This window comes from Polaribacter sp. 2305UL8-11 (assembly GCF_058147165.1).
Genome location: NZ_JBYVJW010000002.1, coordinates 114537 through 127113 on the forward strand (window position 1 = coordinate 114537; position 12577 = coordinate 127113).

10 protein-coding genes are annotated in these 12577 nt (G+C 30.6%); 3 read left to right on the forward strand and 7 right to left on the reverse strand.

Translation table 11 applies throughout. From position 1 onward, the window contains the following. The first annotated feature begins 165 nt into the window (after positions 1–165). Positions 166–534, forward strand: coding sequence for an SPOR domain-containing protein (locus ACY2RW_RS02185; protein WP_490121057.1), 369 nt, complete (start codon positions 166–168; stop codon positions 532–534). Between the two features lie 104 nt (positions 535–638). Here the strand turns inward: ACY2RW_RS02185 and infB are convergent, their stop codons facing one another. The 3 genes from infB to rimP all read right to left on the reverse strand — a co-directional run bounded on the left by infB (position 639) and on the right by rimP (position 5223). Next, positions 639–3431: a translation initiation factor IF-2 gene (gene infB / locus ACY2RW_RS02190; protein ID WP_490121058.1), complete on the reverse strand. Its 2793-nt coding sequence runs from the start codon at positions 3429–3431 to the stop codon at positions 639–641. 62 nt (positions 3432–3493) lie between these two features. Continuing rightward, the gene (gene nusA / locus ACY2RW_RS02195) at positions 3494–4750 is read right to left on the reverse strand and encodes a transcription termination factor NusA (protein ID WP_490121059.1); all 1257 of its coding nucleotides are present in this window, start codon (positions 4748–4750) and stop codon (positions 3494–3496) included. Between the two features lie 11 nt (positions 4751–4761). After that, positions 4762–5223, reverse strand: a complete 462-nt coding sequence (rimP, locus tag ACY2RW_RS02200; RefSeq protein ID WP_490121060.1) for a ribosome assembly cofactor RimP — start codon at positions 5221–5223, stop codon at positions 4762–4764. Positions 5224–5398: 175 nt separating this feature from the next. Between rimP and ACY2RW_RS02205 the strand changes: the two genes are divergently transcribed. Next, entirely contained in the window at positions 5399–6226 is an 828-nt protein-coding gene (locus ACY2RW_RS02205; RefSeq protein ID WP_490121061.1) for a universal stress protein, read from the forward strand. A gap of 117 nt (positions 6227–6343) precedes the next feature. Then, positions 6344–7141, forward strand: a complete 798-nt coding sequence (locus ACY2RW_RS02210) for a hypothetical protein (RefSeq protein WP_490121062.1) — start codon at positions 6344–6346, stop codon at positions 7139–7141. 87 nt (positions 7142–7228) lie between these two features. On the opposite strand, the gene ACY2RW_RS02215 is transcribed toward ACY2RW_RS02210, so the two are convergent. The 4 genes from ACY2RW_RS02215 to ilvN all read right to left on the reverse strand — a co-directional run bounded on the left by ACY2RW_RS02215 (position 7229) and on the right by ilvN (position 12528). Further along, entirely contained in the window at positions 7229–8821 is a 1593-nt protein-coding gene (locus tag ACY2RW_RS02215; RefSeq protein ID WP_490121063.1) for an NADP-dependent glyceraldehyde-3-phosphate dehydrogenase, read from the reverse strand. Positions 8822–8967: 146 nt separating this feature from the next. After that, entirely contained in the window at positions 8968–10230 is a 1263-nt protein-coding gene (ilvA, locus tag ACY2RW_RS02220) for a threonine ammonia-lyase IlvA (RefSeq protein ID WP_490121064.1), read from the reverse strand. A gap of 75 nt (positions 10231–10305) precedes the next feature. Then, positions 10306–11781, reverse strand: coding sequence for a ketol-acid reductoisomerase (ilvC, locus tag ACY2RW_RS02225; protein ID WP_490121065.1), 1476 nt, complete (start codon positions 11779–11781; stop codon positions 10306–10308). A gap of 213 nt (positions 11782–11994) precedes the next feature. Then, positions 11995–12528: an acetolactate synthase small subunit gene (gene ilvN, locus ACY2RW_RS02230; protein WP_490121066.1), complete on the reverse strand. Its 534-nt coding sequence runs from the start codon at positions 12526–12528 to the stop codon at positions 11995–11997. Positions 12529–12577 lie beyond the last annotated feature (49 nt).

The following is a 12577-nucleotide window of genomic DNA, read 5'->3' on the forward strand; positions in this document are numbered from 1 at the left end:
TTAAAATGATAAAAATCATTTTTTTCGTTCTACAAAAGTACTACATATTGCTAAATTCTGAAAAAGGAAAAGAATGTTAAATATTAATTTATAATTGTTCTAAATAAGGTGTTTTATCAATATATTCTAAAACAACTCGTTATTTTTGTAGAAAGTTAAAATCTTATGAAAAACTACTCTAAAATTCTGTGTGTTACGATTGCTTTTTTCGCATTTAGTTTATCTGGATATGCGCAAAATGCTACAAATTCTTCTAAAGAAGTAAAGAGTTTAATAGCAAAAAAGAAAGCGTATAATAAAAAAAATGGTTTTGGTTACAGAATTCAGCTTTACAATGGTAACGAAAATACTGCAAGAAGATATAGAGCACGTTTTAAAGTTGAGTTTCCTGGAAACTACACAAAACTAACTTATGATGCTCCAGAATGGAAAGTTCAAGTGGGTAATTATAAGACAAAATTAGAAGCCGATAAAGATTTATTAAAATTTAGAGAAAAATTTTCTGGAATTATTGTAATTCCTATGGGAAGGTAATTTTAGTGTTTAAAACTAAAAAAAAAAAAATTCTTTCATATAACAATAAAGCCGAAATTCAATATGAATTTCGGCTTTATTTTACCTATTTATAGAAGTTAAATTTATTTCAGCTTCTTTTTAACTGCTACTTCTTTGTAAGCTTCAATAATATCTCCTTGTGCAATATCATTATAATTCTTAATTTGAATACCACAATCAAAACCTTTTGTTACTTCTTTTACATCGTCTTTAAAACGTTTTAGTGCTGCTAAAGTTCCATCGTGAACTACGATTCCATCTCTAATAATTCTAATTTTAGAATCTCTTTGAATTTTACCAGACATAACCATACAACCTGCAATGTTACCTACTTTAGAAATTTTATAGATTTCTCTAATTTCTACGTTACCAGTAACTTCTTCTTTCATTTCAGGAGATAACATTCCTTCCATGGCATCTTTAAGATCGTTAATTGCATCATAAATAATAGAATACGTTCTAATATCTACTTCTTCTTTATCTGCAACTGTTCTTGCATTTCCTTGTGGTCTAACATTAAATCCAACAATAATGGCATCTGAAGCTGTTGCTAACAACACATCACTTTCTGTAATGGCTCCAACACCTTTATGTAAAATATTAACTTGAATTTCTTCTGTTGATAATTTTTGGAACGAATTTGTTAAGGCTTCTACAGAACCATCTACATCTCCTTTTAAGATGATATTTAATTCTTTAAAGTCTCCTAACGCAATTCTTCTTCCAATTTCATCTAATGTTAATGTTTTTTGAGTTCTAACAGATTGCTCACGTTGTAATTGAGAACGCTTTGTTGCAATTTGTTTTGCTTCTCTTTCATCATCAAAAACAATAAATTTATCTCCAGCTTGTGGTGCTCCATCCAATCCTAAAATTGATACTGGTGTAGAAGGCCCTGCTTTTTTAAGTTTTTTACCTTTATCATCAAACATTGCTTTTACCTTACCACTGTTTTTACCTGCTAAGATATAATCTCCGACTTTTAAAGTTCCTGCTTGTACTAAAATAGTAGTTACGTAACCTCTACCTTTATCTAATTGTGCTTCTACAACTGCACCTACTGCATTTTTATTAGGATTTGCTTTTAATTCTAAAATTTCTGCTTCTAATAAAACTTTTTCTAACAATTCTGGGATTCCTTCTCCTGTTTTTGCAGAAATATCTTGTGATTGTATATTACCTCCCCATTCTTCAATTAATAAATTCATTGAAGAAAGTTGTGTTTTTACATTATCTGGGTTCGCATTTGGCTTATCTATCTTATTAATTGCAAAAATAATAGGAACTCCTGCTGCTTGCGCATGCGAAATTGCCTCTTTTGTTTGCGGCATCACATCATCATCTGCTGCTGCAACAATAATTACTAAATCTGTTACTTGCGCTCCACGTGCACGCATTGCTGTAAAGGCTTCGTGACCTGGAGTGTCTAAAAATGCTATTTTTTCATCACCTACATTTACAGAGTACGCTCCAATATGTTGTGTTATTCCTCCACTTTCACCATCAACAATATTTGCATTTCTAATAAAGTCTAATAAAGATGTTTTACCATGATCTACGTGCCCCATTACTGTAATAATTGGTGCTCTTTTTTGTAAATCTTCTGGTTTATCTTCTACTTCTTCTATAGATTCTTCTACTTCTGCACCAACAAATTCTACTTTATGATTGAATTCTTCTGCAACAATTACCAATGTTTCTGCGTCTAAACGCTGATTCATTGTAACCATCATTCCTAAAGACATACAAGCAGAAATAATGTCTGTTACACTAACTTCCATCATTGTTGCAACTTCACCAACCGTAACAAATTCTGTTACTTTTAAGATTTTACTATCTAGTGCTTGTGCTTCTAATTCTGCCTCAGATTGCTCTCTGTGTGCATCTCTTTTGCTTCTTCTATATTTTGCTCCTTTACCTTTAGAAGATTTTCCTTGTAATTTTTCAAGTGTTTCTCTTACTTGTTTTTGGATTTCTGCTTCTGTTGGTTCTTCTTTCTTAACAGCTGCTGTAGATCTGTTATTTCCTCTTCCTTTATTAAAACCTCCTCTATTACTACCTCTGTTTCCTTGATTTCCTGGTCTGTTTGAAGCATCTGATCTAGCACCTCCAGGTTTACTTATACGCTTACGCTTTTTCTTTGGATCTGAATTTGCGTCTTTCTTAGCTTCTGGTTTTTTCTTTTTAGGTTTTTCGAATTGTTTTAAATCGATTTTTTTACCTGTAAAATTAGGTCCATCTAATTTTTTGTATTGCGTTTTAATTGCTTCCGCATTTTCAGGAGTAATCTCTTCTTTCTTTTCTTCTACCTTTGGAGTTTCTTTCTTAACCTCTGGTTTTGCCTCGGCTTTAGGAGCTTCTTTTTTCTCTGGTTTAATTGTTTTTACAACCTTTAACCCTTCTAATTTTGGTGCTTTGGCTTCTACAACTGGTGGTTTTGCCTTAGGTTCTTCTACAATCTTTTTAAGCTCTTCTTTTACCTCTTCTACTTTCTCTACAGGTTTTGGTTTTTTACCAACATTATCTATGTCAATTTTACCAACAGTTTTAAACTCTAACTTATCTGCTTTGGCTTTTAAAACCTCTTCTTTTTTAGCCTCTTCTGCTTTTTTCTTTTCTAATTTAGCTTCAGCTTCTAAACGAATTGCTTCTTTCTCCTTACGTTTTTCTTCTCCAACTTCTTTAGATGCTGCTCTTTTATTAGCATCTGTTTCAAAGCCATCAAGTAAAACTTGATAAACATCTCCCGTAATTTTAGTGGTTGGTCTTGCTTCTATTTCATGACCTTTATCCGCTAAATATTCGACAGCTCTATCAAGAGAAATGTTTAATTCTCTTAAAACTTTATTAAGCCTCATTGTTTTGCCTACAGACATATATTCTTTTTAACTTATTATTTGTAAAAATATACTTTTTACTTTACTTCTATACTATAAATTTAGTCTTCGAATTCTTCTTTCAAAATTCTTTGAACATCTATAATGGTTTCTTCTTCTAAATCGGTTCTTTTTACCAACTCTGCAACAGAAGTTTCTAATACACTTCTTGCTGTATCTAAACCAATCTTTTTAAATTCTGCAATAACCCAATCTTCGATTTCATCGATAAATTCTGTTAACTCTACATCTTCTTCTTCTAAACCTTCTCTTTGAACGTCTATTTCGTAACCTGTTAACTCACTTGCCAAACGAATATTTACACCACCTCTACCAATTGCTTTCGAAACTTCTTCTGGTTTTAAAAGCACACTTACACGCCCTTTTTTACCATTTTTTTCTTCTTCGTACATTTCAATTTCCATTGATGTTACTTTTGCAGGGCTCAATGCTCTAGAAATGTATAATTGTTCGTTTTTAGTGTAGTTGATTACATCTATGTTTTCGTTTCCTAACTCGCGAACTATTCCATGAATTCTTGATCCTTTTACACCTACACAAGCTCCAACAGGATCTATTCTATCGTCATAAGAATCTACAGCTACTTTTGCTTTTTCACCTGGTATTCTTGCAACACCTTCTACAGTAATTAAACCGTCGAAAACTTCTGGAATTTCTTGCTCGAATAATTTATTTAAAAACAATGGTGATGTTCTAGACAATATAATTGCTGGTTTGTTTCCTCTTAATTCTACTGTTTTTATAACACCTCTAACATTGTCTCCTTTTCTGAAAAAATCGGAACGAATTTGCTCGCTTTTTGGTAATACAATCTCATTACCTTCATCATCTAATAAAATAATTGCATTATGACGAATGTGATGTACTTCTGCACTATACAATTCTCCTTCTAAATCTTTAAATTGCTTGAAGATATTTGTACTATCATGCTCGTAAATTTTAGATATTAAATTTTGACGTAAAGCTAAAATTGCTCTTCTACCTAGATCGATTAATTTTACTTCTTCAGAAACATCTTCTCCAATCTCAAAATCTGGCTCAATTTTTCTTGCTTCGCTTAATTCTATTTCTTCATTATCATCTTCCGAAAAACCATCTGCAACTACTACTCTATTTCTCCAAATTTCTAAATCTCCTTTATCTGGATTTATAATAATATCAAAATTATCATCAGACCCAAACTTACGTTTTAAGGCAGCTCTGAATACTTCTTCTAAAATAGACATTAATGTTACTCTGTCTATACTTTTGTTATCTTTAAATTCTGAAAACGAATCAATTAATGCTATATTTTCCATTACATTTTTACTTAAAATACAATCTTCACTTTTGCTTCTTTAATATCTTTATACTCTAGAGTTGCTGTTTTATTTACAGTAACTTTTCCTTTACCAATTGGTTTAGGCTCTCTTGCTTTCCAATTTAGTACAATTTTATCATCATCTACTTCTGTTAAAGTTCCTTCAAACTCATCATCATCAGTTTTTACTTTTAAAATTCTGTTGATGTTTTTTTTATACTGCCTTTTTACTTTTAGTGGATGTGCAATATCTGGTGTTGTAACCTCTAAAGAAAAATCTTCTTCTTCTCTATCTAGATTATGCTCTACATTTCTACTAATTCTAATGCATTCGCTTAGAGGAACTCCATTATCTCCATCTACAGTAACTTGAATTTTATTGTTTGTAGAAATAGAAAAATCTATTAAATACAATGATTCATTTAAAGCTAATGCTTCATCTACTAAATCTCTTACCTTCTTTTCGTTCATCTTAAACCTTAAAATAAAGTATAAAAAGAGGGGACTCTTAAGTCCCCTTCTTTCTTCATTTATTATAAATTTCGGTGCAAATATACGAATTGTTTGTGATTTACCAAACTAAGTTTAAGTCATTTATTTTTTGTAACTTTAGATACACTGTTATTCACCTTTAAATTTCTGAGCAATGAAAAAAATTTTAGTTCCTATAGATTTTTCGAAACCATCTGAATATGCTTCTAAAATGGCAGCAAAAATTGCAAATAAAACAAATGCTACAGTTTACTTAATTCATTTAATAGAACTCCCAAAAGGCGTTGTAGATATGGGGGCTGGAAGCAGATTTAGTATCCCAGAAAGTATGTTATACTTAAGAAAAGTAAGAGAAAAAGTACTTGATTTTAAAGATGCTATTTTTAGTGAAGATATAGATGTAAAATATTTTATAAAGCTAAATAACCCTTTTGAGGGGATTCAAAAATATGCAGATAAAATTGATGCAGACTTAATTATAATGGGGTCTAAAGGGCATTCTGAATTTGAAGAAATTATGATTGGTTCTAATACAGAAAAAGTAGTAAGAAGCTCTAAAAGACCTGTGATTGTTGTTAAAAAAGATGAAAAAAAGTTTAAAATGAAAAACTTAGTGTTTGCCTCTAACTTTAAAGAAGAAAATAAAGAGGTCTTTGGTAAGTTTGTAGATTTTGCAAATGCTTTTAATAGTAAAGTACATTTATTAAAAGTAAATACCCCTGCAAATTTTCAAGGAACTTCTGAAGCAAAACAAAAAGTAAAACAATTTACAAAAGACTTTAATCTACCCAAACATAAAATTAACATTTATAGCGATGTTTCTGTTGAAAAAGGAATTTTAAATTTCTCGAAAGATGTAAATGCAGATTTAATTGCCTTGAGTACACATGGTAGAAGTGGATTATCACATTTATTTACAGGTAGTGTTACCAAAAGTTTGTCTAAAAATGCTTTAAAACCTATGCTTACTATTAAGGTTTAAAGATTAGTTTAGGTTGTTTTTAAGCTTAAGAAAATATAATTTTGCTTAAATTAAAAAATATCTCAGTAGAGTTTGACAAAGACTTTATGTACATAAAAAATACTTGCAAGAAAGAAAATGATTGAAAAAGAATCGAAACTAGAAAACAACAAAAAAAATATTAAATTATATACTTCCAAAGCAATATGTGGAGCAACATTTTTAGGTGGGCCGCTTGCAGCAGGATATCTAATTGGTGAAAATTTTAAAGCCATAGACAAACCTATTGAAGGGCGTAATTCTTTGCTAATCGGAATAATTTCAACTATATTTCTGTTTGGTGGGATTTTTATGGCTCCAGAAAATATAATTAACAAAATTCCTCAACAAATTATTCCTATTTTATATACAGCTATTATTTGGGGAATAGTTGAATGGAAACAAAGCTCGTATTTAAAAATTCATAAAGAAAATAGTAATTCTTTTTTTTCTGGCTGGAGGGCTGCTGGAGTTGGTTTTATCTCTCTATTAATAATTGGATTAGGAATATTTGGATATGCATTTCTTTCTACAGATAACGAATTGTATGATAAATACGATTTAGAACTTACTAAATTCTCAAAAAACGAAAACGAAACCTTAGTCTTTTATGATAATTTAAATACTGGAACTACCTATACTTTGTTGAAAGAATTAGATGAAAAAACAATACCAAAATGGAGAGAAAATATTGAAATAATTAATAGTGCTAATAAGCTAGAAAACTTACCCCCAGAACTTATTAAACAGAACGAAATCTTACTCAAATACTCAAAACTTAGAATTCAAGCATTCGAATTATTTAGAAAAGCAATCAACGAAGATACAGATATATACATTCAACAGATAGAACAAATACATTCTCAGATTAATGAAGAGCTTAAAAAATTAAATTGATAAAAACTTATAAGACACATAACTCATCTAAATAAAAAAACCTCCATTTCTGGAGGCTATTTTAAAATCTAATATTTCTAATTTTAATTACAAAAGATAATCTGTACTAATAAAATTAGATGCTTTTTTATCTAACAATTCTTCTAAAATCGCATTGTTGTATGGAGTGTCTTTAGACGCTACAAAAGTTCTTATAGAAAAAGAACGCAAAGCATCATGCACACTTAAAGTACCTACAGCAGAATCTTTTCTTCCTGTAAAAGGATACACATCTGGCCCTCTTTGAGCAGCACTGTTTAAGTTTACCCTACAAACTAAGTTTACTAAAGTATCTATTAATGGCGCTAAAGTTTTTATTTCGCTACCAAAAACACTTACTTGTTGTCCGTAATTAGACTCAGCCATATCATCTAAAGGCTCTTGTATATTTTTAAAAGAAACTATAGGAATTACAGGGCCAAATTGCTCCTCTTCATACACTCTCATATCTTTAGAAACTGGGTATAAAACTGCTGGATAAATATAGTTTTCTGTTGTTTCTCCACCTTTTTTGTTAATTATTTTTGCACCTTTTTCTAAAGCATCATCAATTAATTCTTGAATATAAGCTGGTTTTCCTGGTTCTGGTAATGGTGTTAATTTAACTCCATCTTCCCAAGGATTCCCAAATTTTAAAGCATCTACTCTTTCTGCAAAACGTTTGTTAAATTTATCTACAATATGTTCATGCACATACAATACTTTTAAAGCTGTACAACGTTGTCCGTTAAAAGAAGTAGATCCTGTAATACACTCATTTATTGCTAAGTCTAAATCTGCATCAGGCAACACAATCCCTGGATTTTTAGCTTCTAAGCCTAATACCAAACGTAATCTATTTTTATAAGGATGATTTGCTTGAATTGCATTGGCAGATTTGCTATTTCCTATTAATGCTAAAATATCTACTTTACCTGTTTTCATTATTGGAGTAGCCAACACACGACCTCTACCATAAATAATATTTACAACTCCTTCTGGAAAACTATTCTGAAAAGCTTCTATTAATGGAGACAGCAATAAAACTCCGTGTTTTGCAGGTTTAAAAATAGTTGTATTCCCCATGATTAAAGCAGGAATTAACAATGCAAAAGTTTCGTTTAAAGGATAATTATAAGGCCCTAAACACAAAACAACTCCTAAAGGACCACGTCTTACATGCGCATAAACTCCGCTATTTTTTTGGAATTTAGCAGAATTTCTATCCATTTGCTTATAATCTTCAATCGTATCGTAAATATACTCTACAGTTCTATCAAATTCTTTTTCTGAATCTGGTAAAGATTTTCCAATTTCCCACATTAATAACTTTACAACTTCGTCACGCTTGGTTTTCATTTGCTCTGCAAATTCTTCCATACATTCTATCCTGTCTGCAACTCTCATTGTTGGCCACAAACCTTGCCCTTTGTCATACGCTTTGTAGGCAGAATTTAATGCTTCTAAAGCCTCTTTTTCTGTTAAATTTGGCACTGTACCTAACAAAGTAGGTTTATATGTTGCAGTTGATGAAATTGAAGAATATACTTTTGCAGTTTCTCCTTTCCATTCTTTTAGCTCACCTCCAACCAAATAGCTTTTTTGATTTAATAGCGATTTAATTTTATAGGCTTCTGGAATTTCAGTAAACTTTGTTTTCATAAATTGTTTTTTATCAATCAAAGTAAATATTGATTTTGATTAAAATTATTAAAGTCAAATTAACGAAAAATAAGAGGATATTACCTTATCCAACCCTTACAAATCACGAAAAGGTTTTCGAGTTTTCGTTTATTTTTATTTCTATTTTATACCAAGAATTGAAACAAATCTGGCTTGTCATTCAAATAGTCGCCAAAAAAATTGTTTTCTTTCATTCTTTGGATTAAAGGCTCTAAATCATCAGCAGATTTCAGTTCTAAACCAACCACAGCTGCTCCATTTGTTCTGTTACTTTTCTTAGTATATTCAAAATGGGTAATATCATCATTTGTACCTAAAATATCGACTACAAATTGTTTTAAGGCTCCAGCTCTTTGAGGAAATTTTACAATAAAATAGTGTTTCAAATTTGCATATAATAGAGCACGCTCTTTAATTTCTGCAGTTCTTGTAATATCATTATTACTACCACTTACAACACAAACTACATTTTTTCCTTTTATTTCATCTTTAAAAAAATCTAAAGCAGCAATACTCAAAGCACCTGCTGGTTCTACAACAATGGCATCTTTGTTATATAAATCTAAAATAGTTTGACAAATTTTACCTTCTGGAACTGTAATTACATCATCTAAATTTTGTTGACAAATGGCAAAATTTAAATCGCCCACTTTTTTTACAGCTGCACCATCTACAAAAGGATCTATTTTATCTAAAGTGGTGTTTTTTTTATTACGTATTGATGTTAACATAGATGGAGCTCCTGCTGGCTCTACTCCAATTATTTTTGTTTCTGGCGATACGTTTTTAAACACAGTAGATAATCCAGATGATAACCCTCCACCTCCAATAGGTACAAAAACATAATCTATCTGCTGTTGGGTTTGTTCTAAAATCTCTAATCCAACAGTTGCTTGTGCTTCAATCACTTTTTCATCATTAAAAGGATGAATAAAGGTTTTATTTTTTGTATCACATTCTTGTTTTGCAGCTTTAAAGGCATCATCAAAAGTATCTCCTTCAATGACAACATCAATAAAGTTTTCTCCAAACATTTTTACTTGGTTAATTTTTTGATTTGGAGTTGGAGAAGGCATAAAAATGGTTCCTTTTATTTGCAATAATTTGCAAGATAAAGCTACACCTTGCGCATGATTTCCTGCACTTGCGCAGACTATTCCATGTTGTTTTTCATCAGCATTTAAAGAAGACATTTTATTGTAAGCCCCTCTAATTTTGTAAGAACGAACCACTTGCAAATCTTCTCTTTTAAAAAAAATAGTAGCATTTAATTGTTTAGAAAGATTGATATTTAAACTCAAAGGAGTTTTGTAAGCAACTCCTTCTAATTTTTTTGCAGCAGCTTTTACGCTTTCTAAACTTGGAAAATAGATTTGTTTTGTTTGCATTATGGTAAATGTAAAAAGAAAACCTGTCAAACTTTTAAAATTTGACAGGCTTCAAAGTTTCAAAATCTTTATATTTTAAGCTGATTTTATTACTTTCATTGCTGTCATTGAAGCTCTTAATTCTGCTCCAATTTTCTCAACAGGATGATTTCTAATAATCTTATTAATTCGAATCAATTCTTGATTATCTACCTCATTAGAATCTGTAAATTTCTTACCAATAATATTGGTATCTACAGTTTTCATAAAATCGGTTAATAAAGGTTTACAAGCGTGGTCAAATAAATAACAACCATACTCTGCTGTATCAGAAATTACACGGTTCATTTCTGCCAGTTTCATTCTTGCAATGGTATTTGCAATTAATGGCGTTTCATGTAAAGACTCATAATAAGCAGATGCATCTATAATACCAGATTCTGTCATTGCTTCAAAAGCTAATTCTACACCAGCTCTTACAAATGCAACTAATAAAGTTCCATGATCAAAATATTCTTGTTCAGGAATTTCCTGATCTATTATTTTTTGTTTTTCAAAAGCAGTTTCTCCTGTTGCTGCTCTCCATTTTAATAGATTTTCATCATCATTTGCCCAATCTTCCATCATAGTTTTAGAAAAATGACCAGTCATAATATCATCCATGTGTTTTTGAAACAATGGACGCATAATATCTTTTAATTCTTCTGATAACCTGAAAGCTTCAATTTTTGCAGGGTTAGACAATCTGTCCATCATGTTTGTAATTCCACCATGTTTTAAAGCTTCTGTTACGGTTTCCCAACCATATTGAATTAATTTTGCAGCATAACCTGGCTCAATTCCTTTTTCTACCATTTTATCAAAAGACAAAATAGCACCAGTTTGTAACAAACCACACAAAATAGTTTGCTCTCCCATTAAATCTGATTTTACTTCTGCCACAAAAGAAGATTCTAAAACTCCTGCTCTATGACCACCTGTTCCAACAGCATACGCTTTTGCTTGTGCCCAACCTTTTCCTTCTGGATCATTTTCTGGGTGAACTGCTGTTAATGTTGGTACTCCAAATCCTCTTTTATATTCTTCACGAACTTCTGAACCTGGACATTTTGGTGCTACCATAATTACGGTTAAATCCTTACGAATTTGCATACCTTCTTCCACAATATTAAAACCATGAGAATAGGCTAATGTTGCTCCTTTTTTCATTAACGGCATTACCGTTTTTACAACATTTGTATGTTGCTTATCTGGTGTTAAGTTGATTACCAAATCTGCGTCTGGTAATAATTCTTCATAAGCGCCAACAGTAAAACCATTAGAAGAAGCATTAACATAAGATTGTCTTTTTTGATCTATAGCAGCTTGTCTTAACGCATAAGAAATATCTAAACCAGAATCTCTCATGTTTAATCCTTGGTTTAATCCTTGGGCTCCACAACCCACAATAACAATTTTCTTTCCTAATAAAGCGTTTACTCCGTCTTCAAATTCTGAAGCGTCCATAAAACGACATTTACCCAATTGTTCTAATTTTTCTCTTAATGTTAATGTGTTAAAATAATTTGACATTTTTTGTTTAATTTACTAGAAGAAAGAGGATAGAAAAGAGAAAATAGACAAATAAAAAGTTATTTAAACTCGTTTATTGTCTTTACTCTTTTATCTATTTTCTTTCATCTATATTTTAGTTTTTAGTTGTTTTTATTAGAGAAGAAAATAGAATAAAGACCAATTGTGTTCAATAATCCGTCTATTTTATTTTCTCTATTCTATTTTTTGTTTTTAGTTGTTGTATGTTTCTAATAATGTTGATATTTTCATTTCGTCTTTAGAAACTGCTATTAATCCTGAACGTGTGTATTGCATAATACCAAAAGGACTTAATTTGTTATACAAGTCTGCAATTTCTTCTTTCTTACCAGATTTTTCAAGTACAAAAAACTCTCTGTTTACAGTTACAATTCTTGCATTGCTTTCTTTGATGATGTTCTGAATTTGAGGTTCTTCAAATAATAATTCAGACTTAATTTTAAACAGACCAGCTATTTGATAAATAATATCATCAAGATTGTGATAATAGGCTTTAATAACCTCTACTTGTTTTTCTATTTGACCAATAATTTTCTTAATATTTACTTCATCCATATTTACAACAATTGTAAATTTTGATACACCTTCAATTTCTGATGGAGAAGTATTTAAACTTTCTATATTGATGTGTCTTCTTTGGAAAATTGCTGATATTCTATTTAATAACCCAATATTATTTTCAGTATAAACCGATACTGTATATAGTTGTTTTTTTTCTGTACTCATTACTTTAGTTCAAGGTTTTAAAGTTGAATTATAAACGCTCCAACCTTTG